Raw genomic sequence first — 24,209 nt, forward strand, 5'->3', positions numbered from 1 at the left:
CGCGCTGGACCCGCTGGTGCGCGCCGGCCAGCGCCAGGGCTACGGCGTGGAGTTGATCGTCGACGACCAGGACTTCACGCACGACTGGCTGCGCCAGGGCGAGGTGCTGGGCTGCGTCAGCACCGTCTCGCAGGCCTTGCGCGGCTGCGCCTGCCTGCCGCTGGGGCGCATGCGCTATGTGGCCGCAGCCAGCCCAGCCTTCATTGCCAAGGCCCTGCCGGGCGGGCTGCACGCCGGCAACTTCGCCCACCTGCCCTTCATCGTCTTCAACCGCAAGGACGACATGCAGGCGCAGTGGGTCTCGCAAGCCTTCGGCGTGCGCGAGCCGCGGCTGCAAGAGCGCTACGTGCCCAGCAGCGAAGCCGGCGCACGCGCCGCGGCCATGGGCTGGGGCATTGCGGTGCTGCCGGAGCTGCTGGCCAGGCCGATGATGGACGACGGCCGGCTCACACCGCTGAAGCCAGAGATCACGCTGGATGTGGCGCTGTACTGGCACCAGTGGAAGCTCAGCGCCGAGCAAGGACTGGAGCCAGGCGCAGACCAGTCCTGGGGGCGCTCCCCTGCCAGCCTGATGGACCAGATCGGCCATGCGCTGCTGCAGGGTGCGGGCGCCGTGCTGGCACCACCGGATAATGCCACCCCATGATTCGACTGATCGTGGGCCTGGGCAATCCTGGGCCGGAATACGAAGACACCCGGCACAACGCCGGTTTCTGGTGGGTGGACCAAGCCACGCGCCAGCTGGGCGGCAGCCTGCAGCCGGACCGGGCCTACCACGGCATGGTCGCGCGGGTGAACGGCGCGGCGGCAGATGGCAGCCCGGTGTGGCTGTTGCAGCCCATGACCTACATGAACCTCTCGGGCAAGTCGGTCGCGCCGCTGGCGCGCTTCTTCAAGATCCTGCCCGGCGAGATCCTGGTCGTGCACGACGAGCTGGATGTTCCGCCCGGCCAGATGAAGCTGAAGCTGGGCGGCGGCAATGGCGGCCACAACGGGCTGAAGGACATCCAGGCCCAGCTCGGCAGCGGCGACTTCTGGCGCCTGCGGCTGGGCATTGGCCATCCGGGCGTGAAAAGCGAAGTCGCGGCCTATGTGCTGCGCAAGCCGCCGCAGGCCGAACGCGATGGCATCGAAAAGATGATCGACGACTCGCTGGCCACGCTGCCGCTGATGCTGGCCGGCAGCATGGACAAGGCGATGGCCAAGATCCACGCCAAGCCGCCCCGGCCCAAGCCGCCGCGCCCCGAACCGGCCGCACCGAAACCCGAACTGGCCGCACCCCCACCTGTGGGTGAATGACAGCCCGCCGGCGCCACGAAAGAATCGATCGCTGAGGGATGTCAAAAAAGGGAGGACAGAGATGCACACCGGATGCTCGAAGGCGCTGGCCCTCGCGGCCAGCCTGCTGGCAGTTGCCGGCGGCAGCCAGGCCGCGATGATTTACCGCTGTGGCCAGACTTACCAGCAAGTGCCTTGCGAAGGCGGCAAGGCCTTGAACACCGCGCCGGCGCCCAGCGAGGAACAGCGCCGCCAGGCGCAGGAACGCGCAGACGCCGAGCAGCGGCTGGCCAACGACATGGCCGAGGACAGGCACCGCCAGGAAGCGGCGGACGCCAAGGCCCGCGCGAAAGACGAAGCCGCCTCCGAGCGTGAGCGCAAAGCCGCCGCCAAGTCCGCCAGGAAGGACGCCGAAGCCAGCGAGCAAGTTGTGCTGGCCTGCCCTAGCCCGGTCTACGTGGAACTCGCCCCAGGCGAGAAAAAGAAGGCAGGCAAGTCGAAGTCAGGCTGCCCGGCGGTCATCTACGTACCGGCACCGGCCAAGCCCGCGGCTTCGGCTGCCGTGGTCGCACAGCAGCCTGCGCCCAAGAAGAAGTAGATCTTCAGCTCTGCGAGCCCGCCGGCAGCGGCTCACCGGGCCGCAGCGCCAGCGCCACCAGGTTCAGGTACTTGCGGTGCAACTGGTCCTGGGTTTCGACATGCTCCGGATTGACCGGGATGCACTCGACCGGGCAGACCTGCACGCACTGCGGCTCGCCGAAGTGGCCGACGCATTCGGTGCACTTGGCCGGGTCGATGACGTAGTAGAGCTCGCCCATCGAGATCGCCTCGTTGGGGCATTCGGGCTCGCAGACGTCGCAGTTGATGCACTCGTCGGTGATCATCAACGCCATTTCATCGCTCCCGGGCGGTCATTGTGCGGATCGCCGTGCGGTTTCATGCGTCCTTCGTTCGGGCGACCCGTTCCTTGAGACGCTCCAGCACCGAAGGTGCCACAAACTTGGAGACATCGCCGCCGAGGGTGGCAATCTCGCGCACAAAAGTACCGCTGACGAACTGGTACTGGTCGCTGGGCGTGAGGAACAAGGTCTCGACGTCGGGCATCAGCTGGCGGTTCATGCCGGCCATCTGGAACTCGTATTCGAAGTCGCTGACCGCACGCAGCCCGCGCACGACGACGCGGCCGCCCTTGTCGACGACAAAGTCGCGCAGCAGCCCGCTGAAGGGAATCACTTCGACGTTGGGATACGGCCGCGCCAGCTCGGTCGCAATGTCCAGCCGCTCTTCGGCGGAGAACATCGTGCGCTTGTGGTGGCCGGCGGCGACCGCGAGGATCAGCCGGTCGAACAGCTTGCTGGCCCGGCGCATCAGGTCCTGGTGGCCCAGCGTCATCGGGTCGAAGGTACCGGGGTAGACGGCGGTGACGGGGGGGGTGGCGCTCATCGGGTCAGTCCTTCAAGGCAAAAGACGGCTTCAGGCGGGCTGCTCGGCGACACGCTGCAGCAGCGCATGGTGCACCGCGCCGGCACGGCCCTGGCGGTACAGCACAAGACCGTCCGGCAGCGGCTCGGCCAAGGCTTCGCCGGACTCGACGTAGACAAAACCATCCGGCACCACGACACGCGCGGCAGCCAGCAAGGCCGGCGCCAGCAGCACGCTGTCGAACGGCGGATCCAGCAGCACCAGCTCCAGGCTTTGTGGCGCCGCGCCGCGCAACCAGGCCAGCGCATCACCGCGCTGCACGCGGAGCACGGCTTCGGCCTTGAGGCGGATGCGCGAGGCATTCAAGGAGGTGACCAGCGCCGCGTCCTGCTCCATCAGCAGCACTTCGGCTGCGCCACGCGACGCGGCCTCGAAACCCAGCGCGCCGGTGCCGGCAAAAGCGTCCAGCACGCGCCATCCGCTCAGGTCCTGGCCCAGCCAGTTGAACAGGGTTTCGCGCACGCGGTCAGGCGTGGGCCGCAGGCCAGGCTTGTCGGCCACCGGCAGCAGGCTGCGCCGCCATTGGCCGCCGACGATGCGCACCTCGTGCCTTGCATTCGGCGCGCCTTTGGCAGCCGCCTGCTTGGGGGATGCGGCAGGCGGTTTGCCGCCCTTTGAAGCGGACTTGGTCACCGGGGGCTTCATGCGGGCCTCACTGGCACGCCGGCCCGCGCCAGCTGGGCCTTGGCCTGGCCGACGGTGAACTCGCCGTAATGAAAGATGCTGGCCGCCAGCACCGCGTCGGCACCGCCGATCTGGATGCCTTCGACCAGGTGCTCCAGCGCGCCGACGCCGCCGGAGGCGATCACCGGCACAGGCACGGCGTCGGAGACTGCGCGGGTCAGCGCCAGGTCGAAGCCGCTCTTGGTGCCGTCGCGGTCCATGCTGGTCAGCAGGATCTCGCCCGCGCCCAGCGTCGCCATGCGGCTGGCCCATTCGACGGCATCCAGCCCGGTGTTCTTGCGCCCGCCATGGCTGTAGACGTCCCAGCCCGGGCCTTTGGCAGCCAAATCCTCGCCCACGCGGCGCTTGGCGTCGATGGCGACGACGATGGCCTGCGCGCCGTACTTGTCGGACGCGTCGCGGATGACCTGCGGGTTGGCGATGGCGGCCGAGTTGAAGCTGACCTTGTCGGCGCCGGCATTCAGCAGCCGCCGCACGTCTTCGACCGCCCGCACGCCGCCACCCACCGTCAGCGGAATGAAGACCTGGGACGCGACCGCCTCGATGATGGGCAGGATCAGATCCCGGCCGTCGCTGGTCGCGGTGATGTCCAGGAAGGTCAGCTCGTCGGCGCCCTGCTCGTTGTAGCGCGCGGCGATCTCGACCGGATCACCGGCATCTCGCAGTTCGACGAAGTTGACGCCTTTGACGACACGGCCGCCGGTGACATCGAGACACGGAATGATTCGTTTGGCCAGCATGGGCCGGATTGTCGCCGATGCCTCGCAAACCAGCGGCCGGGCGGCGACACAACCGGCTATTACCCGCCGCGGCTTCCGGGCGCGAAAAATGGCTGTCACCAGCCACCGGCTGGCCCCTCATTCCAAGGAGACGACAATGGCCAAGAAGATCCTGATGCTGTGCGGCGACTACGGCGAAGACTACGAAACCATGGTGCCCTTCCAGGCACTGCAGGCCGTGGGCCACACGGTGCACGCGGTGGCGCCGGACAAGAAGATCGGGGAATCGGTGATCCTGGCGATCCATGACTTCGAAGGCGCGCAAACCTACAGCGAAAAGCCCGGCCACCGCTTCGCGCTGAACGCGAATTTCGCCGACGTGAAGCCCGAGCAGTACGACGCGCTGGTGATCCCCGGCGGCCGTGCGCCCGAATACCTGCGCATGAACGCCCGCGTGGTCGAGATCACCCGCCACTTCCTGAAGGCCGACAAGCCCATCGCCGCGGTCTGCCACGGCGCGCAACTGCTGGCCGCCACCGGCATGATCAAGGGCCGCATCATTTCGGCCTATCCGGCCTGCCAGGTGGAAGTGGAACTGGCCGGTGCCGAGTACAAGGGCATTGCGATGGACGCGGCCGTCACCGACCGCAACCTGGTCACCGCACCAGCCTGGCCGGCACACCCGGCCTGGATCTCGCAGTTCCTCACCGTTCTGGGCACCCGCATCAGCCTGTGAAAACGAGCTGCCGGCCTGCTGACCCGCCGGCCGGCAGGGACCCGATTGAAGCGATGCGGCGGCCGGCGTAGAGTGCTTCTCGCCGGCCCTTCATGGCCTGGCGCGCTTCAACAAAGGGTTCATCGATGTGCGAGATCTTCATCGGCGCCGATCCCGAGGGCTATGGCAGCCGCACGCGTTCGGTGCGGCTGCATGGCGTGGTCACCAGCATCCGGCTGGAAAACCTGTTCTGGGACGTGCTGAAAGAGATTGCCGGGCGCGACGGCATGGGCGTGGTGCAGCTGATCGAAAAGCTCTATGACGAGCTGATCGCCGCCCGCGGCGAAGCCGGCAACTTCGCTTCGTTCCTGCGGGTCAGCGCCTTGCGCTACGAGGCGCTGCTGGCGCACCAGGGCATTCCGGCGGACACCAGCGTGCCGATCCGCACGCTGAACCCGCAGCAGGTGCTGCAGGCCCTGCCGCCGCACTGGCGCGGCAGCAGCTCAGCGGCGGGTGTTCAGGCCACGTCCTTCAGCGCGTCGGCCCGGGCTTGCGCGGCGGCAAAGTCCAGCGCACCGGTGTAGATCGAGCGGCCGCAGATCACGCCTTCCACGCCTTCGCTTTCGACGGCGCAGAGCGCGTCGATGTCGGCCATGCCGGCCAGACCGCCGGAGGCGATGACCGGGATGGTCAGCGCCTGCGCCAGCTTCACCGTGGCATCGATGTTGATGCCGGTCAGCATGCCGTCGCGGCCAATGTCGGTGTAGATGATGCCTTCGACGCCGTAGTCCTCGAACTTCTTCGCCAGGTCCACGACCTCGTGGCCGGTCAGCTTGCTCCAGCCATCGGTCGCCACCTTGCCGTCCTTGGCGTCCAGGCCAACGATGATGTGGCCGCCGAAGGCCGAGCAGGCGTCGCGCAGGAAACCGGGGTTCTTCACCGCGGCGGTGCCGATGATGACGAAGCTCAGCCCGTCATCCAGGTAGCGCTCGATGGTGTCCAGGTCGCGGATGCCGCCGCCGAGTTGCACGGGGATGTCGGCGCCCACCTCTTTCAGGATGGCCTTGATCGCGCCCTCGTTGATTGGCTTGCCGGCAAATGCGCCGTTCAGGTCCACCAGGTGCAAGCGCCGGGCGCCGGCCTCCACCCAGCGTCTGGCCATTGCGGCCGGGTCTTCGCCAAAGGTGGTGGAAACATTCATGTCGCCTTGTTCAAGGCGAACGCATTGACCGTCTTTCAGATCGATCGCGGGGATCAGCAGCATGGCTCCGTGAGCACGAGTGAAGAATCGAAGCGGGATCCCGGGGGCGCAGGATGGCCACCTCCGGGTGCGGACCGGGACTGGCCCAAAGGCCAGTCAGGGGATCCAGTGCAGGAAATTGCGGTAAAGCGCCAGCCCGTGGGCCGCGCTCTTCTCTGGATGGAACTGCGTGGCAAAAATATTATCGTCAGCGACGGCGCAGGTAAAGCGTTCGCCGTAATCGGCCGCACCCGCGATGTGGCGCGAGGCTGACGGCGCCGCATAGTAGCTGTGCACGAAGTAGAAGTACGCACCGTCCGGCACCCCGGCCCAGATTGGGTGCGCCGCCCCGTCATGCGCCTGCTGCCAGACCTGGTTCCAGCCCATTTGCGGCACCTTGTAGCGGCTGCCGTCGGGTTGCAGGCGACCCGCAAGCTCGAAGCGATGCACCTGCCCCGGGATCAAGCCCAGCCCCGGCGTGTCCTGCTCGTCTGAATGGTCCAGCAGCATCTGCATGCCCACGCACACGCCCATCAGCGGCTTGCTGCGCGCGGCTTCCAGCACGGCCTCCTGCAGGCCCGAGTCGCGCAGTTCGCGCATGCAGTCACGCATCGCCCCCTGGCCCGGCAGCACCACGCGCTCAGCGGCACGCACGTCTTCGGGACGCGAGGTGACGATCACGTCGAAACCGCTGTCGGCAGCGACATGCTGCACCGCCTGCGAAACCGAGCGCAGGTTACCCATCCCATAGTCCACGACCGCCACTGTTCTGGCCCCTCGACGAACGGGTACGTTCGCCGATCCCCCGAGGGGATGCGGGCCGGCTTGGGACGGCCCGGCGCTCGGCCGGCTTTGCGCACTCACAGCGTTCCCTTCGTGGATGGGATGACGCCGGCCGAGCGCGGATCCAGCGTCATCGCCATGCGCAGCGCGCGGCCGAAAGCCTTGAAGATGGTCTCGCACTGGTGGTGCGCGTTGTGGCCCTTCAGGTTGTCCACGTGCAGGCTGACCAGCGCATGGTTGACGAAGCCCTGGAAGAATTCGAAAGCCAGCTGGGTGTCGAAGGCGCCGATGCTGCCCGAGGTGAACTTCACGTCCATCGCCAACCCCGGGCGGCCGGAAAAGTCGATCACCACGCGCGACAGCGCCTCGTCCAGCGGCACGTAGCTGTGGCCGTAGCGGGTCAGGCCGCGCTTGTCGCCCACCGCCTGGGCCACCGCCATGCCCAGCGTGATGCCCACGTCTTCCACCGTGTGGTGGCCGTCGATGTGCAGGTCGCCTTTGGCTTCGATGTCCAGGTCTATCAACCCGTGGCGGGCGATCTGGTCCAGCATGTGGTCAAAAAAACCGATGCCGGTGGCGAGCCTGGCCTGGCCGGAGCCATCCAGGTTCACGCGCACGCGGATCTGGGTTTCCTTGGTGTTGCGCTGGACCTCGGCAATGCGGGCGGGGGTGTCGCTCATCGGGCTCATGGGTTTGGAGGGGTCAATCTTGCAGTGCTTCGCGCAATGCCGCCAGCATCAACTGGTTTTCTTCCGGCGTGCCTACGGTGATGCGAAGGCAGTTGGCCAGCAGCGGATGCAGCGCCGAAACGTTCTTGACCAGGATCTTGCGCGCTTTCAGGCCATCAAACGTCTTCTTCGCGTCCGGCACGCGCACCAGCACCATGTTGGCTTCACTCGGGAAGGGCTGCAGCCCGGGCATCGCGCCCAGCGCCGCAAAGATCATCTCGCGCTCGGCGCGGATCACCGCGGCCTGGCGCGCGTATTCATCGGCATGTTCCAGCGCAAACAGCGCCGCCTCGCAGTTCAGCACGCTGATGTTGAACGGCGGGCGCAGCTTGTCAATCTCGGCGATCAGCGGCTGGCGGCCGATCAGATAGCCGATGCGCACGCCCGCCAGGCCGAACTTGCTCATCGTGCGCATCAGCAGCACGTGGTCATGGCGCTTGAGGCGGTCCAGTGAATCGCGCGAGGCGAACGGCTGGTAGGCCTCGTCCATCACCACCAGGCCGGGCGCGGCCTCGATGATGGCCTCGATGACATCGTCGTCCCACAGGCTGGCCGTCGGGTTGTTCGGGTAGGCCAGCCAGACCAGTGCCGGCTGATGCTCTCGCACGGCGGCCAGCATGGCCGGGCCGTCGAGCTGAAAGTCGGCCGTCAGCGGCACGCCGACGAACTTCAGCCCCTGCAGCTTCGCGCTCATCTCGTACATCACGAAGCCCGGCAGCGGCGCCAGCACCACGTTGCCCGGCACGTCGGCCGCCAGTGTCAGCAGGCTGATCAACTCGTCCGAACCGTTGCCCAGCATGATGTCGTTGCCGGCCGGCATCTGCGCATGCCTGGCCAGTTCAGCCCGCAGCACCTCGCCACGCTCGGCCGGATAGCGGTTCAGCGCGACCTCGGCCAGCCGCTCGCCCAACTGGCGGCGCAGGTCCGCGGGCAGGCCAAACGGGTTCTCCATCGTGTCCACCTTGACCATGCCGGCGCTGGGCTGCACGGCGTAGCCATGCATGCCTTGCACGTCGGCACGGAGGTAGCGGGTCATGCGGTTGGGCAGGGAAGCGGTCATCAGGCGAGGTCCTTGGCCCAGGCGGGGGCTGGCGCATCCAGCAGCTCGGGGCCGACGAGGAAGGGGTTGACGATCATCACGCCGTCGATCAACTGATCCTGCGGCATGTCTTCGGACAGCACATAGCGGCAGCCCTGGTGCTGGGCCGATGCGACGATCAAGGCGTCCCAGTAACCCAGCCCGTAGCGGCTCTCGATCGCCCAGGCGGTTTCCACCGTGGCCTGGTCGGCCGCCCAGGGTTTCCAGTGCTGGTAGCGGCGCACCACGGCACGCGCATCGCCGGCCGCATTGGCCGACGAGAACTTCTTGCGGGCGTGGAAATAGAACTCGTTGAGCACCTGGGTGCTGACGCGGCCGCAGCGCCGCGTCCAGCAGGCGGCGATCCAGGCCCGCGCCAGGTCGCGCTTGGCCGGGTCCAGGTCATCCACCGCGTGCAGCAGCAGGTGACTGTCGATCAGCACGGTGACCGGCGGCGGGCTGCTCATTCAGCACCCCGGTCCACCGGCGCCTGCCGCTTCGGGTACTCGCCGTCCGACTTGCCGAAGCTTTCGAAGTCCAGCACCTCGCGCATCGCCCGCACATAGGCGTCGTCATGCCGCATCTTCTCGGCCAGCATCTCGCCAATCAGGCGAGAGACGCTGGTGTTGCGCCTAGCCGCTTCCATGCGCGCCCAGTCGGCCACCGCATCTTCCATCGTGACGGTCACGTTTTTCATCGCGAACAAAGAATAACACGAAGTTCGTGTTGCACGAAGTTCGTGGTACCCAACTTGCCAGAAGACCCGGCGAAGATCAGAATACACACATCCCTGTACACACAAACATCATGAGCACCTTGGCCAGCCGCGTCTTCATGAATGGCAACAGCCAAGCGGTGCGCATTCCGCAGGAATTCCGGCTCGACACGCAGCGTGTGGAAATCACCCGCACCGCCAATGGCGACCTGCTGATCCATCCGCTTCCCGAAGCGAGGGGCCAGGCCTTGCTGCGGGCGCTCGATGGCTTCGACGCCGACATGGCAGATGCCCTCGCCGCTGCCGTGGCGGACGACACGCCGCAACCCGTGCAGGAGCGGGAACCACTGTGACCCGCTACATGCTGGACACCAACATCCTGATCTACCTGATCAAGCACAAACCTGCGTCGGTGGTGGAACGGGTCAATGCCTTGGCGAGCGAAGACAGCCTGTGCATGTCCTTCGTCACCTGGGCCGAATTGCTCAAGGGGGCCGCAGGTAGCCAGCGCGCGGCCGAGGTGCGACAGCGGCTGGAGGCCCTGGCGCGGGAAGTGCCGGTGCTGCTGGGCTTGCAGCCCAGCCTTTGCGATCACTACGCGACCCAGGCCTTGCGGCTGAAGCTTGCAGGCACGCCGATTGGTGCCAATGACCTGTGGATTGCCTGCCATGCGCTGAGCGAAAAGGCCACGCTGGTGACCAACAACCTGCGCGAGTTCGAGCGCGTCGAAGGCCTGACGCTGGAGAACTGGGCGGCTTGAATTGCCCGCTGGCCGATCAACGCATCAGCGCTTGATCAGCCGCATCTCCGCCGCCCGAGCGTGGCCTTGCAGCCCTTCGCCATAGGCCAGCTCAGCCGCGATCACGCCCAACACCTGCGCGCCCTGTTCGCTCACCTCGATCAGGCTGCTGCGCTTCTGGAAGTCGTAGGTGCCCAGCGGGGACGAGAAGCGGGCGGTGCCGGACGTGGGCAGCACGTGGTTCGGGCCGGCGCAGTAGTCGCCCAGGCTTTCGCTGGTGAAGGCGCCGAGGAAGATGGCGCCGGCGTGCCTGAGCAGCGGCTCCCAGCGGTGCGGGTCGGCGCTCGACACTTCCAGGTGCTCGGGCGCGATGCGGTTGCTGATCTCGCAGGCTTCTTCCATCGAGCGGGTGTGGATCAGCGCACCGCGGCCTTCGAGGCTGGCGCGGATCACGGCCTGGCGCGGCATTTCGGGCAGCAGGCGTTCGATGGCGGCGCGCACCTGGGCCAGGTAGGCGGCGTCCGGGCACAGCAGGATGGATTGCGCAAGTTCGTCGTGCTCGGCCTGGCTGAACAGGTCCATCGCGACCCAGTCGGCCGGCGTCGTGCCGTCGGCCAGCACCAGGATCTCGCTGGGGCCGGCGATCATGTCGATGCCGACCTGACCGAAAACGCGGCGCTTGGCACTGGCGACATAGGCGTTGCCGGGGCCGGTAACCTTGTCGACGCCGGGGATGGTTGCGGTGCCGTAGGCCAACGCGGCCACGGCCTGTGCGCCGCCCACGGTGAACGCGCGGTGCACGCCAGCCACGTAGGCGGCGGCCAGCACCAGCGGGTTCTTTTCTCCGCGCGGTGTGGGCACCACCATGATGATTTCGCCGACGCCTGCCACATGCGCCGGAATCGCGTTCATCAGCACCGACGATGGATAGGCCGCCTTGCCGCCGGGCACGTAGATGCCCACGCGGTCCAGCGGCGTGACCTTCTGGCCCAGCAGCGTGCCGTCTTCGTCACGGTACTGCCAGCTCCGGCCAGAGGCTTGCAGTTGACGCTCGTGGTAGCTGCGCACACGTGCTGCGGCAGCTTGCAGTGCACTGCGTTGCGCGGGCGTGATGGCCTCGAATGCGGCCTTCAGCTCTTCTCGCGTGAGTTCCAGTTCGGCCACAGATGCGGCCTGCACGCCGTCGAAGCGCGCGGTGTATTCGAGCACCGCAGCGTCGCCTCGCTTTTGAACGTCCGCCAGGATCTCGGCCACGCGCTGCTCGATGGCCGCATCCGCATCGGCCGACCAATGGCGCAGCCGGGCGAACTCGGTTTCGAAGTCGGCGGCGGTGGTGGCGAGCTGGCGCAGGTTCAAGGCGGACATGGCGGCGGAAGAGGATCAGGCAGGAATGGCAGCGGCGAAGGTATCGATCAGCGGGCGCAGCAGGTCGCGCTTGAGCTTCAGCGCGGCCTGATTGACGACCAGGCGCGAGGAGATGTCCATGATGCGTTCGACCTCGACCAGGTGGTTGGCCTTCAGCGTCGAGCCGGTCGAGACCAGGTCGACGATGGCGTCGGCCAGCCCCGTCAGCGGCGCGAGCTCCATCGAGCCGTAGAGCTTGATCAGGTCCACGTGCACGCCCTTGTCGGCAAAGTGCTGGCGGGCGACTTCGGTGTACTTGGTGGCCACGCGGATGCGCGAGCCTTGCTTGACCGCGCTGGCGTAGTCGAAGTCGTCGCGCACCGCGACGCTCATGCGGCACTTGGCGATGTTCAGGTCCAGCGGCTGGTACAGGCCTTCGCCGCCGTGCTCCAGCAGCACATCCTTGCCGGCCACGCCTAGGTCGGCGCCGCCGTACTGCACGTAGGTCGGCACGTCGGTGGCACGCACCAGCACCACGCGCACGTCGTCGCGGTTGGTCGGCAGGATCAGCTTGCGGCTTTTCTCGGGATCTTCTGTGACCCGGATGCCGGCGGCGGCGAGCAACGGCAGCGTCTCTTCGAAAATGCGGCCTTTGGAGAGTGCGAGGGTCAGCATGTCAGGACACTCGTTCAATGTCAGCGCCGATGCCGCGAAGCTTGGCTTCCATGCGGTCGTAGCCGCGGTCCAGGTGGTAGATGCGGTCCACCGTGGTGTCGCCATCGGCCACCAGGCCGGCGATGACCAGGCTGGCCGAGGCGCGCAGGTCGGTCGCCATCACGGCGGCGCCCGAGAGCTGAGCGACGCCGGTGACCATCGCGGTGTGGCCGTCGACCGTGATCTTCGCGCCCAGCCGCATCAGCTCGTTGACGTGCATGAAGCGGTTCTCGAAGATGGTTTCGCTGATGTTGGCAGCGCCTTCGGCCACGCAGTTCACGGCCATGAACTGGGCCTGCATGTCGGTCGGGAAGGCTGGGTATTCGCTGGTGCGGAAGCTCACGGCCTTGGGCCGAGCATCGGCCTGAACGCGGATCCAATCCTGGCCAGACGTGATGGTGGCGCCAGCTTCGCGCAGCTTGTCGATCACGGCGCCCAGGTGGTCGGCACGGGCGCTCTTCAGCGTCACGTCGCCACCGGTGGCAGCCACGGCGCAGAGGAAGGTGCCGGCTTCGATGCGGTCCGGGATGATGCGGTGACCTGGCACGCCGCCGGTGACAGGCGCATGCAGCTTCTCCACGCCCTGGATCACGATGCGGGCGGTGCCGTGGCCTTCGATCTTCGCGCCCATGGCGATCAGCATCTCGGCCAGGTCGGGGATCTCCGGCTCCTGCGCGGCGTTTTCCAGCACCGTCTCGCCTTCGGCCAGCACGGCGGCCATCAGCAGGTTCTCGGTGCCGGTCACGGTGACCATGTCGGTGGTGATGCGGGCACCACGCAGCCGTCGCTGGCCATTTGCATTCAGCGGCGCCTGGGCCTTGATGTCGCCATGCTCGACGAGGATCTCCGCGCCCATCGCCTGCAGGCCCTTGATGTGCTGGTCCACCGGCCGCGAGCCGATGGCGCAGCCGCCCGGCAGCGACACGGTGGCGGTGCCAAAGCGCGCCAGCAGCGGGCCCAGCACCAGGATGGACGCACGCATGGTCTTCACCAGCTCATAGGGCGCGACGGTGGTGCTGATCTGGCTGGCGTCGATGCGCACCTGGTCGGTGGCGGTGTCCGAACGTTCGGCGGTGGCGCCCAGCTGGCGCAGCACCTTCAGCGTGGTCGCCACGTCCTGCAGCTTGGGCACATTGGTCAGCAGCACCGGCTCGGGCGACAGCAGCGCGGCGCACAGCTCGGGCAGCGCGGCATTCTTGGCGCCGGAGATCAGCACCTCGCCCTGCAGGCGGCGGCCGCCGCGGATCAGAAGTTTGTCCATGATGGTGGGGTCTCGTAAGGCGGGCGCGCTGCTGGGGGCAGACCGGCCGCATCGCCTGCGCGACGCCACCAACGTCTGCCCGCGGCCAGCTGGCCCGCGGGCAGGTTCAATGGCGGTGTTCGGCGGGCGCTTGCAGCCCGGCTGCGGGGCCAAGTGCGGCCCATTCGGCGGGGGTCAGGGTCTTCATCGACAGGGCGTGGATCTCCGCCCGCATGCGGTCCCCCAGTGCCGCGTACACGCGCTGGTGGCGGCGCACGCGGGGCAGCCCGTCGAATTCGGCGGACACGATGGTGGCGTAGAAGTGCTGGCCGTCGCCCTGCACTTCCAGGTGCTCGCAGCCAAGTCCGGCGGCGATGTACGCGTGCAACTGGGCGGGGGTGGGATTGGCCATGATGGGTTCGATTATCGCCGAACGAAGGAGGGAGAGGTTCCGGCGCAGGGCCGCCCCAAGCCGGAACGCGCCCCTCGGGGGCAGGAGTGCAGCGACTGGGGGGCTGGCGTTCAGTTGCGTAGCTTGTAGCCGGACTTCAGCAAGCGCAGCGTGAGGGCCGAGACGGCAATGAAGGCGCCGCCGACCACGGCCAGGCTGATCCACGGCGAAACGTCGCTGACGCCAAAGAAGCCGTGACGGAAGCCGTCGATCATGTAGAAGAACGGGTTGAAGTGGCTGATCACCAGCCACACGCTGGGCAAGGACTGCACCGAATAGAAAACCCCGGCCAGCATGGTCATGGGCATCACCAGGAAATTCTGGAAGGCGGCCATCTGGTCGAACTTCTCGGCCCAGAGCCCGGCGATCAGCCCCAGTGCGCCCATCAAGGCCGCACCCAGCACCGCAAACACCAGCACCCACAGGCCGTTGACCAGCCCTGGCGGCGAGAACCACACTGTCACCACCAGCACGCCGGCACCCACGGCCAGGCCGCGCACGATGGACGCACCGACATAGGCCAGGAACCAGGCCCAGTGCGACAGCGGCGAAACCAGCAGGAACACCAGGTTGCCGGAGATCTTGCTCTGGATCAGGCTGGACGAGGTGTTGGCAAAGGCGTTCTGCAGCACGCTCATCATCACCAGGCCTGGAATCAGGAACGCGGTGTAGCCGACGCGGCCGTAGACCAGCACATGGTCCTGCAGCGCATGGCCGAAGATCAGCAGGTACAGCACGGCGGTGAGCACCGGCGCACCCACGGTCTGGAAGGCCACTTTCCAGAAGCGCAGCACTTCCTTGCGGAACAGCGTGCCGGTGCCGTCCAGCAGGTGCGGCCGCGGCGGCAAGGTGTCGACCGGCTTCATACGGACACCTTCAGCGCCTGGGCGCTCGGCACGCCATCGGTTTTCATGATGTTCAGGAACACGTCTTCCAGATCGGCGCGGCCGATCTCCAGGTCTTCCACCCGCACGCCCGCAGCACGCAGCCGGGCCAGCACCGTTTCCACTTCGCTCGCGTCGCGCGCGGCGATCTGCGCGATGCGGCCGGTCACGCGCGCCTGCGTCGCCAGCTCGGGCGGCATCGCGTCGTCGGTCTTGAAGCGCAGCATGGTGACGGCCGTGGCGGCCAGCAAGTCGGTCGTGCGCTCCAGTGCCACCAGCTTGCCAGTCTTCAGCATGCCGATGCGGTGGCACAGCGCCTCGGCTTCTTCGAGGTAATGCGTGGTCAGCAGCACCGTGGCGCCCTCTCGGTTCAGCTGGGCGACGAAGTGCCACAGCGTCTGGCGCAGCTCCACGTCCACGCCAGCGGTGGGCTCGTCCAGCACGATGACCGGCGGCCGGTGCACCAGCGCTTGCGCCACCAGCACCCGGCGCTTCATGCCGCCCGAGAGCTGGCGCATGTTCGCATGGGCCTTGTCGGCCAGGCCCAGGCCGGCGAGCAGCTCGTCGATCCAGTCGTCGTTGTCCTTCACGCCGAAGTAGCCGCTCTGGATGCGCAGGCATTCGCGCACCGAGAAAAACGGGTCGAACACCAGTTCCTGCGGCACGATGCCCAGCGCCCGGCGCGCCCGCGCATAGTCGTCCACCACGTCGTGGCCCATGACCTTGACCCGGCCTTCGGTTGCGCGGGCCAGACCGGCAAGGATGCTGATCAGCGTGGTCTTGCCGGCGCCATTGGGCCCCAGCAAGCCGAAGAATTCGCCCTGCGCGATGTCGAAAGACACCCCATCGAGCGCACGAAATGCACCGCGGGCGCCTTGGTAGGTCTTCGCGACGCCCTGGAAGGAGACAGCTGGCATGGGGCGCGATTGTAGGGAGCGGCGGCAAAGGCCCGCGTCCGGCAGGGGGCCGGCTTTTGTGCAAGCCGCGCGGCCCGGAATTTGGCCGCTTCGGTCACCGGGCCGCGAGGGCTGCGTCGTTAAGATCCGGCGCGTCCAACGCCTGCGAAAAATCGCCGGCGGTCCAGCCAAAAGGAGAACCCGATGTCCGATCTCAAGACCGAATTCGAAACCGCGGTGGCGGAAAGCAAGCAACTGCCGGAAAAGCCGGACAACATGACGCTGCTGAAGATCTACGCGCTGTACAAGCAGGCCAGCAGCGGCGACGCCGATGGCGACCGCCCCGGCATGACCGACTTCGTCGGCCGCGCCAAGTGGGATGCCTGGCACAACCTCAAGGGCCAGACACCCGAGCAGGCAATGCAGGCCTACATCGACCTGATCGAATCGCTGAAGTGATTCAGCCAGGCTGACAGCGGGATCAGCCCTTCGCGGCTTCCTTGGCCAGCGCGGTGTCCAGTTGCTTGCAGGCCTCGGCCTCGATCTGGCCGGCGAAGGGCTTGAACAGGAAGCCGAGCTTGGCGTTCAGCTCGAAGGCGTCACCGCTGACCAGCATCTCGCCGCTCACGCCGGCGCGGCTGAAGCGCAGCACGTCCTGCGCCTCGCCAGCCGCCAGCTCGCACTTCACGTCGAACTTCTTCTCGGCGTGTTCGGCCCATTTCTTGGCCACGGCGCGGGCGCGGGCCAGGCCCAGTTGGTGTTCGCGGCGAATCTTCAAATCGGACATGGCGTTGGCGAAGTCTTGACGTAGCGGGGCGCGCCAGGCGGCGCGCAACAGCCTGGATTGTCACCGCTGCGGCCCCTTTGGGAACGCAAGCGTCACGAAGGCTCGCTTGCTGCGCCCTGCTCTGGCGTGGCATCCGGCACGGCTTGGCCCGGCGGAAGCAACGCCTTGATGGCCGCGTCGCGCTCGGCGCGCGGTTGCTTGGCCAGGGCCTTGACGGCTGCGTAGAAGCGCGGGAAGTCGTGCCCCTCACGCTCGAACAAGGCCTCGAAGGCTGGCACCAGTCCGAAGTAGGCCGCCTGCACGCCCAGCGAGGCGTTGTTCAGCTTCTCGAAGAACAGGTCGTAGCCGGCGTAGCCATGCCAGCGCTCGGCCTTGGCCTGCGCATATTCGGCGCGCAGCGCGGCCATCAGCTCGGCCTTGCGGGCGCGCTTGCCGTCGTCGTCCAGGCTGCTCTTGTAGAGCGCATCCAGCGCCTGGCGGGTGCGGTTGACCATGGCCCGCATGTCTTCGCGGCGACTGTTCAGCGTGGCGTACTGGTCGCGTGCCTGCTGGCTGGCATGGGTGCTGAGCCAGCGTTCGCCGCCCAGGCGCTCGACCGAGGTGGCGAAGGCCTCGTTGAACGAGGTGTCGCCCGGCGCGTAAGCCACCTGGTGCGCGAGTTCATGGAAGATCAGCCGCGCCAGTTCGCCTTCGGGCCATTGCACGAAGGTGTTCAGCAGCGGGTCGCCGCCCAGCCACTCGGTCTTGCCCAGCGTGGAATACGCTGGCACCGGGTAGACGGCCACTTCCAGCCCCTCCTCGCGCAGCGGCTGCGCGGCGGCCTCGGCCGTGTCCAGTGCGTAATAGCCGCGGTAGCCCACGCAGCCGACGATGGGGAAACACCAGGTGCGCAGCTTCAGCGACAGCTCGGGCGCCGCGACCACGTTCCACACGGCGGCCGGTCGCTTCAGATCCGCATAGCTGCGGTAGCTGTGGTTGTCCGGCAGCTTGAGTTCGGAGACGGCGTAGTCCCGCAGGCGCTGGGTCAGCGCCAGGCGCTCCTTCAGCGCCGCCGAAGTCTGCGCATCGGCGATCACGTCGCCCACCGGCCGCGCGCTGGTGATCAGCGAGACATGGCCTTGCGCCGACTGCAGCAGGTAGCCGATGGAACTGCAGCCGCTGGTGACGCAGACCGTGCCAGCCGCCAGCACAACCACGCCCACCAAAGAAGCCGTGCTCACCGCCAGCCACCTGCCCCAGCGCATCCTTGAGCTGCCTGGGCGCTCACGCCGCCACGGGCAGCGCGGCGACCTCGACCAGGCAGTCGTAGAAGCTCGGGCCGCCGCCCAGGTCGGTCAGGCCCTGGTGGGTCAGCTGGTTGACGTTGGTGCCGTTGCGACCCAGCTTGCGCCACCACACGCCCAGGCCATGCACGACCCCAGGCCGCGCGCGCGGGCTGACCTTCAGCAGGCAGTGGTGCTCGCCGCGGTCGTTGAAGACCTTGACCATCGAACCATCGGCAAGGCCGCGCGCCGCGGCATCACCGGCGTGCATCTCCAGCAGCGGCTCACCTTCGATGGCACGCAGGCTCTTGACGTTGACGAAGGTGGAGTTGAGGAAGTTGCGCGCCGGCGGCGAGATCATCGCCAGCGGGAAGCGGGCGGCCAGCTCGGGCGTGCTGCGCGCGCTTTCGTGGTTGGGCACGAAGTCCGGCAGCGGCAGGCCGGGTACGGTGGCGCGTGCGCGGCCACTGGGCGTGGCGAAACCGCCTTCGGCAAACGGCGCCTCGGGCAGGTCCAGCTTGAGCCAGCCGTCCCGGCGCAGGCGCTCGAAATCGACCGAAGGGACCAGCGCCTGCCGGGCCAGGGTCAGGTCGTCGTCGGCAAAACAGGGTTCGTCGAAGCCCATCTTCGCGGCCAGCTGCCGGAAGATCTCGGCGTTCGAGCGGGCTTCGCCAGCCGGCGCCAGCGCTGGCTCGTTGATCAGCAGATAGGTGTGGCCGTAGCTGGTGTGCACGTCCCAGTGTTCGAGTTGCGTGGTGGCGGGCAGCACGTAGTCCGCGTTGTCGGCGGTGTCGGTCAGGAAGTGCTCCAGCACCACGGTGAACAGGTCCTCGCGCTGAAAACCGGCGACGACCTTGGCCGAGTCCGGCGCCACCGCGACCGGGTTGCTGTTGTAGACGATGACCGCCTCGACCTTCGGGCCAAATGCGGCCGAGCCGGGGTTCAGCAGATCGTCGCCGATGGTGCTCATGTTGATGGTGCGCGGCTGGCGGCCAGCCAGCAGGTCCGGGCGTTCCAGCACGGCATCGTTGCGCACGCGCTTGAACCAGCCCGAGGCAGACAGCAGCAGGCCACCGGCGCGATGCTTCCAGGCGCCGGTGAGACAGGGCAGCAGCGCAATCAGGCGCACCGCATTGCCACCGCCTCGCACGCGCTGCATGCCGTAGTTCAGGCGGATCGCCGCAGGCGCGGTGGTGCCGTAGTCGCGCGCCAGGCCGCGCACTTCGTCTGCCGCCAGCCCGCAGGTTTCGGCCGCGCGCTCAGGCGGCCACTGCAGCGCGCGCTCGCGCAGCTCGGGCCAGCCTTCCACGTGTTTCGCGAGGTAGTCATGGTCCAGCCAGTCGTTGACGATCAGCTCGTGCATCAGGCCCAGCGCCAGCGCACCGTCGGTGCCGGGCATCAGCGCGATGTGCTGGTGGCACTTCTCGGCGGTTTCGCTGCGGCGCGGGTCGATGGCGATCAGCTTGGCCCCGTTGCGCTTGGCGGCCTGCGCGTAAGTCCAGAAGTGCAGGTTGGAGGCGATGGAGTTGCTTCCCCAGATCAGGATCAGCCTGCTCTCGGCGAAATGTTCCAGGTGCATGCCCATCTTGGCGCCGTAGGTCTGCAGCAGTCCCTCACCACCGGCGGCGGCACAGATGGTGCGGTCGAGGCGGGACGCGCCGAGCCTGTGCCAGAAGCGCGAGGCCATGCTCTCGCCCTGCACCAGGCCCATGGTGCCGGCATAGCTGTAGGGAAGGATGGCTTCGGGGTCGCGCGCGGCAATCGCTTTCAGACGGCCGGCAATGTCGCTCAGCGCCTCGTCCCAGCTGACCGGCTCGAAACGGCCTTCCCCCTTGGCGCCGACGCGGCGCAGCGGCTGCAGCACCCGCTCCGGGTGCGTGACACGCTCGACGTAACGCGAAACCTTGGTGCACAACGCGCCGTGGGTGGTGGGATGGTCCGGGTCGCCCTGCAGGCGCACGACACGCTCGCCTTCCAAAGTGACGCGGATCGCGCAGGTGTCCGGGCAGTCGTGGGGGCAGGCCGCGTGCACCACGCGCACTGCGGCAGCCGGGTGGGTGGCAGTCGTCTGATCGCTCATTCTTGAATCATGTCACAGGCCTCACCAGGACCGCGAAGGTCGCCCCCCCAAGGCAAAGCCAGGGTCAACCAGGTCACGCGGCCGCTGAAGCGGCGATGGAAAAACCGCTTTTCCGCGCAATAAGTCCGGCTCACTCTTGTAACAATGCAGCAGTCATTGATCGAGCCTGTCAATCCGGGATTGCACCGGCCGATGTCTTTTTCGTTGGGCCTTGCCCATTCCTCAGCTCAAAGAGCACAAAACATGAATTCCGATTCATCTGTCAAGCCGCGCCTGCACGGCTGGTCGCGCCGGCATGCGCTGCAATCGCTGGCCGCCTTTCCCGCCGCCACCCTGCTGCCCTCGGCGCGCGCCGACAAGGACAACCGCCTGATCCTCGGCCAATCGGCCGCGTTCAGCGGCCCAGCCGCGCAACTGGGCATGCAGATGAACCTGGGCGCGAAGCTGTATTTCGACCAGGTCAACGCCAGCGGCGGCGTCAATGGCCAGACCATCGAGCTGCGCACGCTGGACGATGCCTACGACCCGGTTCGCTGCAAGGCCAACACCGAAAAATTCATCGCCGACAACGTGTTCGCGCTGTTCGGCTACGTCGGCACGCCGACCTCGCTGGCGGCGATGCCCTTGGTCAACGAATCGAAGATGCCGTTCTTCGCACCGTTCACCGGAGCCCCGGCGCTGCGCGAGCCGTTCAGCCGCAACGTCTTCCACGTGCGTGCCTCGTACGACGACGAGACGGCCCTGATCGTCAAGCAGATGACCTCGTTTGGCCTGAGCAAGATCGCCGTCTTCCGCCAGAACGACAGCTACGGCCAGGCCGGGCTGGACGGCGTGAACAGAGCCTTGAAGACACACAACCTGCAGCCTGTCGCGGTGGGCACGGTGGAGCGCAACAGCGTGGACGTGGACGCCGCGGTCAAGGCCATCGTCGCCGCCAAGCCGGACGGCGTGGTGCAGATCAGCGCCTACAAGAGCTGCGCCGCCTTCATCCGCGCCGCGCGCAAGGCCGGCTACGGTGGCACCTTCTACAACGTCTCCTTCGTCGGCACGCAGGCGCTGGCGGACGAACTGGGCAAGGAAGCACTGGGCGTGGTCGTCAGCCAGGTCATGCCCTTCCCCTTCTCGACCACCACGCCGATCTCCCGCGAGTACCTGGACGCCGTGAAAGCCGCCGGCAATGACGCAAAGCCGAACTACTCCAGCATGGAAGGCTTCCTGGCGGCACGGGTGTTCGTCGAAGGCCTGAAGCGCGGCCGCGCCAACACCCGCGACGGACTGACCACCGGCCTGGAATCGCTGCAGAACGTCAACTTCGGCGGCTTCAACCTGAACCTTGGCGCGCGCGACCACGTCGCCTCGAAATTCGTCGAGCTTTCGATGCTGACCGAGAACGGGGCCGTCAGAAGATAGATGAGATGGGCACCCGGCCTCGCGGGTTGGCGGGGCCGCTTGGGGCGGCCCGGCGCCGGCCCCGCAGCGCCAACGCATCCGTCGCCCGCCACGGCAAGTCGGGTATGCGTCACAGGGCTAACATCGCGTGAACCCTGACAGCGGAACGCGCCATGCCCCTGATCTCCGACCTGCTGCGAGATGCAGACGAATTCACCGCGCTGCGACGCGACATCCATGCGCACCCGGAGCTGTGCTTCCACGAGGAACGCACTTCCGACCTGGTGGCGCGCAATCTGACCGCCTGGGGCATTCCCATTCACCGCGGCCTGGGCAAGACCGGTGTCGTCGGCATCCTGAAAAACGGCAGCAGCGAACGCGCCGTCGGCCTGCGCGCCGACATGGACGCGCTGCCGATGACCGAGCACAACACCTTCGCGCATGCCAGCAGGCACGCCGGCAAGATGCACGCTTGCGGCCACGACGGCCACACCGCGATGCTGCTGGCCGCGGCCAAGCACCTGGCCCGCAACCGCGACTTCGACGGCACCGTCTACCTGGTCTTCCAGCCAGCGGAAGAAGGCGGCGGCGGTGCGCGCGAAATGATCAAGGACGGACTGTTCGAGCGCTTCCCGATGGATGCGATCTACGGCATGCACAACTGGCCGGGCCTGCCCGAGGGCAGCTTCTCGGTCTGCGACGGGCCCATCATGGCCTCCAGCAACGAGTTCAAGATCGTCATCACCGGCAAGGGCTCGCACGCGGCGCTGCCTCACAACGGCATCGACCCAGTACCGGTCGCCTGCCAGATGGTGCAGGCCTTCCAGACCATCGTGACGCGCAACAAGAAGCCGACCGATGCGGCGGTGATTTCGGTGACGATGATCCACACCGGCGAGGCCACCAACGTGGTGCCGGACACCTGCGAGATCCAGGGCACGGTGCGGACGTTCACCGTCGGCGTGCTGGACATGATCGAGCAGCGCATGCGCGAGATCAGCGAGCACACCGCCGCAGCCTTCGGTGCGAAGGCTGCGTTCGAATTCCACCGCAACTACCCGCCGACCATCAACCACACGGCCGAGGTGGCGCAGCTGCGCGAAGCCATGCGCGAGACGGTGGGGGCCGAAAACACGCTGGACTTCGACCCGACCATGGGCGCGGAAGACTTCAGCTTTTTCCTGATGGAAAAGCCGGGCGCGTATTTCATGATCGGCAATGGCGAAGGCGAGCACCGGCGCGGCTACGCCGGCCACGACCTGAGCCTCGGGCCGTGCACGCTGCACAACCCGAATTACGACTTCAATGACGCACTGATCCCCAAGGGCGCAGCGCTGTGGGTCAACCTGGCCAAGCGGGCGCTGGCCGCCCGCTGACCAGCTTGACCAAGCCGGTGGACCTCAGGCAGTCAACGAAATGCTGCCGCTGACGGCCATCGATTCGGCGTCCGGCGGCGTCGGGTCCTGGTTCACGATCGGGCCGCCGGTGGTCGAGCCATGGCCGCGCTGCTCGCGAGCCGACTTGATCGCATCGGCCGCGATGGCCTTGGCGCCGTCGATGTCGCCTTTGGCCAGGTCCTTGCCCAACTGCGCAAACGCGCTGTTCGGGTCCCAGGTGGCGCCTTCGGGCGGGTTCTTCAGGATGTCGGCATAGGCCTGCTTGGCGCCTTCGATGTCGCCCTTGCGCAGCGACTTGCCGAGCTCGTGGAAACTCATGGCGGTCTTGCCGGACACGCCGGCGGCAGAAAGGGCTTGCGCTGCAGCGCCAGTGCCGATCGAGGAGAGATTCATCTTGGACTCCCAACGTGGCACAGCCTCACCGCCCGGCGGGCAATGCCAAGACGTGCCAGACCTTGACTATCGGCGGGCTCGCCGGCACCAAAGCGCAGATCAGGCCGTGTTCCGCCGGTCAGTTCGTCACAGACAGGCTGCCGACAGCTCCCAGCAGGCCGGCAATGCGGCTCGAAGAACAAACCGGGTGCCATCTGAAGTCCTGAAATGACCGCAACAGGTCCAGCGGCGGCCTTGGTTGCCTTCCATGACGAATGGAATATTCGGATGTACGCTTCCCACGGAGAAATATCCCATGTCCTCTTTTGACACCACCCGAACCGCCCTGCTGCTCATCGACGTGCAGGCCTCGTTCCCCGCACGGCCCTACTGGCAGGATCGTGAACTGCCGGCCTACCTGGACGCCACCCGCCGCCTGCTGGCCGGCTGCCAGGCCCAGGGCATCCCGGTGGTGCAGGTCTTCCACAGCGACGGCCCGGAGGGCCCCGACAACCCCTTCGCGCACGCCAGTGGCCTGGTGCGCCCGCTGGACGGCCTGCCCGCCTACACCCCGGCACTGCGCGTGGACAAGCACCGCCACAGCGCACTGGTCGGCACCGGGCTGGGCGACTGGCTGCGCGCGCAAGGCATTGGCCGGTTGATCGTTGCCGGCATCCGCACCGAGCAGTGCTGCGAGACCACGACGCGCCACGCCAGCGACGAAGGCTGGGAAGTGGACTACGTGACCGAGGCCACGCTGACCTTCGACATGCAAACCCCCGCTGGCACCGTGCTGAGCGCCGCGGCAATCTACGAGCGCACCGAGACCGTCCTGGCCGGCCGCTTCGCGACGATCTGCAGCGTGGACCAGGCCCTGGCCCGCGCCGCCCAGGCAGCACGCAACGCAGAAGCGAGGGCTGCATGAGACTGCCCACGCCAACCTGCAGCACGCGGGCCGAGCGCCGGGCCGCTCCCAAGCCGGCCCGCATCCCCTCGGGGGATCGGCCGACGTATTCGACGGCCGAGGGGCAGTCATGATTCGCGTGTTGCTGCTGATGTTCGACGAGGTCGAGCTGCTGGACTTCGCCGGGCCTTATGAGGTGCTGACCACCGCGAACCGCATGGCCGACCGACTGGCAGCCGGCGAAGCGCCGCTTGTCGACGGTCGATCCCGTCCGCTGCAGCTGCCGCGCTTCGAGCTGGTGACGGCCTCGCCAGACGGCAAGCCGGTG

31 protein-coding genes and 1 pseudogene are annotated in these 24,209 nt (G+C 67.3%); 12 read left to right on the forward strand and 20 right to left on the reverse strand.

Features of this window, described 5'->3' with window-relative positions:
- The 3 genes from FKP22_RS02560 to FKP22_RS02570 all read left to right on the forward strand — a co-directional run.
- Positions 1-646: LysR substrate-binding domain-containing protein (locus FKP22_RS02560; protein ID WP_233446798.1), on the forward strand; the 646-nt coding region annotated here is incomplete at its 5' end.
- Complete coding sequence (gene pth, locus FKP22_RS02565; RefSeq protein ID WP_141284882.1) at positions 643-1,299, forward strand: aminoacyl-tRNA hydrolase; 657 nt, start codon at positions 643-645, stop codon at positions 1,297-1,299. The genes FKP22_RS02560 and pth, both read left to right, overlap by 4 nt.
- Before the next feature lie 61 nt (positions 1,300-1,360).
- Entirely contained in the window at positions 1,361-1,876 is a 516-nt protein-coding gene (locus FKP22_RS02570; RefSeq protein WP_141284884.1) for a hypothetical protein, read from the forward strand.
- A 4-nt stretch (positions 1,877-1,880) separates the two neighbouring features.
- On the opposite strand, the gene FKP22_RS02575 is transcribed toward FKP22_RS02570, so the two are convergent.
- From FKP22_RS02575 to hisF, 4 genes are read right to left on the reverse strand one after another with little or no spacing between them, the layout of a single operon-like run.
- Positions 1,881-2,171 (reverse strand): YfhL family 4Fe-4S dicluster ferredoxin, encoded by a 291-nt coding sequence (locus tag FKP22_RS02575; RefSeq protein ID WP_141284886.1) that lies wholly within the window; start codon positions 2,169-2,171, stop codon positions 1,881-1,883.
- Positions 2,172-2,214: 43 nt separating this feature from the next.
- Positions 2,215-2,721, reverse strand: a complete 507-nt coding sequence (coaD, locus tag FKP22_RS02580; protein ID WP_141284888.1) for a pantetheine-phosphate adenylyltransferase — start codon at positions 2,719-2,721, stop codon at positions 2,215-2,217.
- Positions 2,722-2,751: 30 nt separating this feature from the next.
- Entirely contained in the window at positions 2,752-3,405 is a 654-nt protein-coding gene (gene rsmD / locus FKP22_RS02585; protein ID WP_141284890.1) for a 16S rRNA (guanine(966)-N(2))-methyltransferase RsmD, read from the reverse strand.
- Positions 3,402-4,184 (reverse strand): imidazole glycerol phosphate synthase subunit HisF, encoded by a 783-nt coding sequence (hisF, locus tag FKP22_RS02590; RefSeq protein ID WP_141284892.1) that lies wholly within the window; start codon positions 4,182-4,184, stop codon positions 3,402-3,404. Before hisF ends, rsmD begins: the two co-directional genes overlap by 4 nt.
- 136 nt (positions 4,185-4,320) lie before the next feature.
- On the opposite strand from hisF, the gene FKP22_RS02595 reads away from it, so the two are divergent.
- Together FKP22_RS02595 and FKP22_RS02600 are read left to right on the forward strand one after the other, a co-directional pair.
- Entirely contained in the window at positions 4,321-4,899 is a 579-nt protein-coding gene (locus tag FKP22_RS02595) for a DJ-1/PfpI family protein (RefSeq protein ID WP_141284894.1), read from the forward strand.
- Positions 4,900-5,024: 125 nt separating this feature from the next.
- The gene (locus FKP22_RS02600) at positions 5,025-5,462 is read left to right on the forward strand and encodes a ribbon-helix-helix domain-containing protein (RefSeq protein ID WP_141284896.1); all 438 of its coding nucleotides are present in this window, start codon (positions 5,025-5,027) and stop codon (positions 5,460-5,462) included.
- Here FKP22_RS02600 and hisA read toward each other — a convergent pair.
- The 6 genes from hisA to FKP22_RS02635 all read right to left on the reverse strand — a co-directional run bounded on the left by hisA (position 5,396) and on the right by FKP22_RS02635 (position 9,404).
- Positions 5,396-6,142 (reverse strand): 1-(5-phosphoribosyl)-5-[(5-phosphoribosylamino)methylideneamino]imidazole-4-carboxamide isomerase, encoded by a 747-nt coding sequence (hisA, locus tag FKP22_RS02605; RefSeq protein WP_141284898.1) that lies wholly within the window; start codon positions 6,140-6,142, stop codon positions 5,396-5,398. The genes FKP22_RS02600 and hisA overlap by 67 nt on opposite strands.
- A 93-nt stretch (positions 6,143-6,235) precedes the next feature.
- Positions 6,236-6,883: an imidazole glycerol phosphate synthase subunit HisH gene (gene hisH, locus FKP22_RS02610; protein ID WP_259372421.1), complete on the reverse strand. Its 648-nt coding sequence runs from the start codon at positions 6,881-6,883 to the stop codon at positions 6,236-6,238.
- A gap of 95 nt (positions 6,884-6,978) precedes the next feature.
- Positions 6,979-7,590 carry an imidazoleglycerol-phosphate dehydratase HisB gene (gene hisB / locus FKP22_RS02620; RefSeq protein WP_375140554.1) on the reverse strand — a complete coding sequence of 204 codons (612 nt, stop codon included), beginning with the start codon at positions 7,588-7,590 and terminating at the stop codon, positions 6,979-6,981.
- Between the two features lie 13 nt (positions 7,591-7,603).
- Positions 7,604-8,689, reverse strand: a complete 1,086-nt coding sequence (gene hisC, locus FKP22_RS02625) for a histidinol-phosphate transaminase (protein ID WP_141284906.1) — start codon at positions 8,687-8,689, stop codon at positions 7,604-7,606.
- Positions 8,689-9,174, reverse strand: a complete 486-nt coding sequence (locus FKP22_RS02630) for a PIN domain-containing protein (RefSeq protein WP_141284908.1) — start codon at positions 9,172-9,174, stop codon at positions 8,689-8,691. The genes hisC and FKP22_RS02630 overlap by 1 nt, the downstream gene beginning before the upstream one ends.
- Positions 9,171-9,404 carry a CopG family transcriptional regulator gene (locus tag FKP22_RS02635; protein ID WP_141284910.1) on the reverse strand — a complete coding sequence of 78 codons (234 nt, stop codon included), beginning with the start codon at positions 9,402-9,404 and terminating at the stop codon, positions 9,171-9,173. The genes FKP22_RS02630 and FKP22_RS02635 overlap by 4 nt, the downstream gene beginning before the upstream one ends.
- A 110-nt stretch (positions 9,405-9,514) precedes the next feature.
- Between FKP22_RS02635 and FKP22_RS02640 the strand changes: the two genes are divergently transcribed.
- Entirely contained in the window at positions 9,515-9,775 is a 261-nt protein-coding gene (locus FKP22_RS02640; RefSeq protein WP_141284912.1) for an antitoxin, read from the forward strand.
- Positions 9,772-10,182 (forward strand): type II toxin-antitoxin system VapC family toxin, encoded by a 411-nt coding sequence (locus tag FKP22_RS02645; RefSeq protein ID WP_211361281.1) that lies wholly within the window; start codon positions 9,772-9,774, stop codon positions 10,180-10,182. The genes FKP22_RS02640 and FKP22_RS02645 overlap by 4 nt, the downstream gene beginning before the upstream one ends.
- A 24-nt stretch (positions 10,183-10,206) precedes the next feature.
- Here the strand turns inward: FKP22_RS02645 and hisD are convergent, their stop codons facing one another.
- From hisD to FKP22_RS02675, 6 genes are all read right to left on the reverse strand, one after another.
- Positions 10,207-11,526 carry a histidinol dehydrogenase gene (hisD, locus tag FKP22_RS02650; RefSeq protein WP_141284914.1) on the reverse strand — a complete coding sequence of 440 codons (1,320 nt, stop codon included), beginning with the start codon at positions 11,524-11,526 and terminating at the stop codon, positions 10,207-10,209.
- 15 nt (positions 11,527-11,541) lie between these two features.
- Positions 11,542-12,180 carry an ATP phosphoribosyltransferase gene (gene hisG / locus FKP22_RS02655; protein ID WP_141284916.1) on the reverse strand — a complete coding sequence of 213 codons (639 nt, stop codon included), beginning with the start codon at positions 12,178-12,180 and terminating at the stop codon, positions 11,542-11,544.
- 1 nt (position 12,181) lies between these two features.
- Entirely contained in the window at positions 12,182-13,480 is a 1,299-nt protein-coding gene (murA, locus tag FKP22_RS02660; protein WP_141284919.1) for a UDP-N-acetylglucosamine 1-carboxyvinyltransferase, read from the reverse strand.
- 106 nt (positions 13,481-13,586) lie between these two features.
- Complete coding sequence (locus FKP22_RS02665) at positions 13,587-13,871, reverse strand: BolA family protein (protein ID WP_141284921.1); 285 nt, start codon at positions 13,869-13,871, stop codon at positions 13,587-13,589.
- A 110-nt stretch (positions 13,872-13,981) separates the two neighbouring features.
- Positions 13,982-14,737, reverse strand: coding sequence for an ABC transporter permease (locus tag FKP22_RS02670; protein WP_141284943.1), 756 nt, complete (start codon positions 14,735-14,737; stop codon positions 13,982-13,984).
- A gap of 35 nt (positions 14,738-14,772) precedes the next feature.
- Positions 14,773-15,711 carry an ABC transporter ATP-binding protein gene (locus tag FKP22_RS02675; RefSeq protein ID WP_141284923.1) on the reverse strand — a complete coding sequence of 313 codons (939 nt, stop codon included), beginning with the start codon at positions 15,709-15,711 and terminating at the stop codon, positions 14,773-14,775.
- A 183-nt stretch (positions 15,712-15,894) separates the two neighbouring features.
- Here FKP22_RS02675 and FKP22_RS02680 point away from each other — a divergent pair, with 183 nt between their 5' ends.
- Positions 15,895-16,149, forward strand: a complete 255-nt coding sequence (locus FKP22_RS02680; protein ID WP_141284925.1) for an acyl-CoA-binding protein — start codon at positions 15,895-15,897, stop codon at positions 16,147-16,149.
- Between the two features lie 22 nt (positions 16,150-16,171).
- On the opposite strand, the gene FKP22_RS02685 is transcribed toward FKP22_RS02680, so the two are convergent.
- The 3 genes from FKP22_RS02685 to FKP22_RS02695 all read right to left on the reverse strand — a co-directional run bounded on the left by FKP22_RS02685 (position 16,172) and on the right by FKP22_RS02695 (position 19,819).
- Complete coding sequence (locus FKP22_RS02685) at positions 16,172-16,477, reverse strand: polyhydroxyalkanoic acid system family protein (RefSeq protein ID WP_141284927.1); 306 nt, start codon at positions 16,475-16,477, stop codon at positions 16,172-16,174.
- Positions 16,478-16,569: 92 nt separating this feature from the next.
- The gene (locus tag FKP22_RS02690; RefSeq protein ID WP_141284929.1) at positions 16,570-17,721 is read right to left on the reverse strand and encodes an aminopeptidase; all 1,152 of its coding nucleotides are present in this window, start codon (positions 17,719-17,721) and stop codon (positions 16,570-16,572) included.
- Positions 17,722-17,740: 19 nt separating this feature from the next.
- The gene (locus FKP22_RS02695) at positions 17,741-19,819 is read right to left on the reverse strand and encodes a molybdopterin-containing oxidoreductase family protein (protein WP_141284931.1); all 2,079 of its coding nucleotides are present in this window, start codon (positions 19,817-19,819) and stop codon (positions 17,741-17,743) included.
- A gap of 243 nt (positions 19,820-20,062) precedes the next feature.
- On the opposite strand from FKP22_RS02695, the gene FKP22_RS02700 reads away from it, so the two are divergent.
- Positions 20,063-21,229, forward strand: a complete 1,167-nt coding sequence (locus FKP22_RS02700) for an ABC transporter substrate-binding protein (protein WP_141284933.1) — start codon at positions 20,063-20,065, stop codon at positions 21,227-21,229.
- A 152-nt stretch (positions 21,230-21,381) separates the two neighbouring features.
- Complete coding sequence (locus tag FKP22_RS02705) at positions 21,382-22,584, forward strand: M20 aminoacylase family protein (RefSeq protein WP_141284935.1); 1,203 nt, start codon at positions 21,382-21,384, stop codon at positions 22,582-22,584.
- Between the two features lie 24 nt (positions 22,585-22,608).
- Here FKP22_RS02705 and FKP22_RS02710 read toward each other — a convergent pair whose 3' ends face one another.
- A complete protein-coding gene (locus FKP22_RS02710) occupies positions 22,609-22,998 on the reverse strand; it encodes a hypothetical protein (RefSeq protein WP_141284937.1) in 390 nt (129 codons plus the stop codon).
- A 295-nt stretch (positions 22,999-23,293) separates the two neighbouring features.
- Here FKP22_RS02710 and FKP22_RS02715 point away from each other — a divergent pair, with 295 nt between their 5' ends.
- Together FKP22_RS02715 and FKP22_RS33395 are read left to right on the forward strand one after the other, a co-directional pair.
- Positions 23,294-23,902 carry an isochorismatase family protein gene (locus FKP22_RS02715; RefSeq protein ID WP_141284939.1) on the forward strand — a complete coding sequence of 203 codons (609 nt, stop codon included), beginning with the start codon at positions 23,294-23,296 and terminating at the stop codon, positions 23,900-23,902.
- A 109-nt stretch (positions 23,903-24,011) separates the two neighbouring features.
- Positions 24,012-24,209, forward strand: a pseudogene (locus FKP22_RS33395) (hypothetical protein); the annotation flags it as partial.

Origin of the sequence: Ideonella azotifigens (assembly GCF_006519715.1) — a bacterium.
Taxonomy (GTDB): domain Bacteria; phylum Pseudomonadota; class Gammaproteobacteria; order Burkholderiales; family Burkholderiaceae_C; genus Ideonella; species Ideonella azotifigens.

Coding starts and splice junctions, on each gene's coding strand:
- FKP22_RS02640 (WP_141284912.1), top strand. CDS start 9,515: ATGAGCACCTTGGCCAGCCGCGTCTTCATGAATGGCAACAGCCAAGCG.
- hisB (WP_375140554.1), bottom strand. CDS start 7,590: ATGAGCCCGATGAGCGACACCCCCGCCCGCATTGCCGAGGTCCAGCGC.
- FKP22_RS02685 (WP_141284927.1), bottom strand. CDS start 16,477: ATGTCCGATTTGAAGATTCGCCGCGAACACCAACTGGGCCTGGCCCGC.
- FKP22_RS02715 (WP_141284939.1), top strand. CDS start 23,294: ATGTCCTCTTTTGACACCACCCGAACCGCCCTGCTGCTCATCGACGTG.
- pth (WP_141284882.1), top strand. CDS start 643: ATGATTCGACTGATCGTGGGCCTGGGCAATCCTGGGCCGGAATACGAA.
- FKP22_RS02630 (WP_141284908.1), bottom strand. CDS start 9,174: ATGAGCAGCCCGCCGCCGGTCACCGTGCTGATCGACAGTCACCTGCTG.
- hisG (WP_141284916.1), bottom strand. CDS start 12,180: ATGCTGACCCTCGCACTCTCCAAAGGCCGCATTTTCGAAGAGACGCTG.
- FKP22_RS02705 (WP_141284935.1), top strand. CDS start 21,382: ATGCCCCTGATCTCCGACCTGCTGCGAGATGCAGACGAATTCACCGCG.
- hisC (WP_141284906.1), bottom strand. CDS start 8,689: ATGACCGCTTCCCTGCCCAACCGCATGACCCGCTACCTCCGTGCCGAC.
- hisF (WP_141284892.1), bottom strand. CDS start 4,184: ATGCTGGCCAAACGAATCATTCCGTGTCTCGATGTCACCGGCGGCCGT.
- murA (WP_141284919.1), bottom strand. CDS start 13,480: ATGGACAAACTTCTGATCCGCGGCGGCCGCCGCCTGCAGGGCGAGGTG.
- FKP22_RS02695 (WP_141284931.1), bottom strand. CDS start 19,819: ATGAGCGATCAGACGACTGCCACCCACCCGGCTGCCGCAGTGCGCGTG.
- FKP22_RS02595 (WP_141284894.1), top strand. CDS start 4,321: ATGGCCAAGAAGATCCTGATGCTGTGCGGCGACTACGGCGAAGACTAC.
- hisD (WP_141284914.1), bottom strand. CDS start 11,526: ATGTCCGCCTTGAACCTGCGCCAGCTCGCCACCACCGCCGCCGACTTC.
- FKP22_RS02575 (WP_141284886.1), bottom strand. CDS start 2,171: ATGGCGTTGATGATCACCGACGAGTGCATCAACTGCGACGTCTGCGAG.
- FKP22_RS02680 (WP_141284925.1), top strand. CDS start 15,895: ATGTCCGATCTCAAGACCGAATTCGAAACCGCGGTGGCGGAAAGCAAG.
- FKP22_RS02690 (WP_141284929.1), bottom strand. CDS start 17,721: ATGCGCTGGGGCAGGTGGCTGGCGGTGAGCACGGCTTCTTTGGTGGGC.
- FKP22_RS02710 (WP_141284937.1), bottom strand. CDS start 22,998: ATGAATCTCTCCTCGATCGGCACTGGCGCTGCAGCGCAAGCCCTTTCT.
- FKP22_RS02665 (WP_141284921.1), bottom strand. CDS start 13,871: ATGGCCAATCCCACCCCCGCCCAGTTGCACGCGTACATCGCCGCCGGA.
- FKP22_RS02635 (WP_141284910.1), bottom strand. CDS start 9,404: ATGAAAAACGTGACCGTCACGATGGAAGATGCGGTGGCCGACTGGGCG.
- FKP22_RS02700 (WP_141284933.1), top strand. CDS start 20,063: ATGAATTCCGATTCATCTGTCAAGCCGCGCCTGCACGGCTGGTCGCGC.
- FKP22_RS02675 (WP_141284923.1), bottom strand. CDS start 15,711: ATGCCAGCTGTCTCCTTCCAGGGCGTCGCGAAGACCTACCAAGGCGCC.
- rsmD (WP_141284890.1), bottom strand. CDS start 3,405: ATGAAGCCCCCGGTGACCAAGTCCGCTTCAAAGGGCGGCAAACCGCCT.
- FKP22_RS02600 (WP_141284896.1), top strand. CDS start 5,025: ATGTGCGAGATCTTCATCGGCGCCGATCCCGAGGGCTATGGCAGCCGC.
- FKP22_RS02570 (WP_141284884.1), top strand. CDS start 1,361: ATGCACACCGGATGCTCGAAGGCGCTGGCCCTCGCGGCCAGCCTGCTG.
- hisA (WP_141284898.1), bottom strand. CDS start 6,142: ATGCTGCTGATCCCCGCGATCGATCTGAAAGACGGTCAATGCGTTCGC.
- coaD (WP_141284888.1), bottom strand. CDS start 2,721: ATGAGCGCCACCCCCCCCGTCACCGCCGTCTACCCCGGTACCTTCGAC.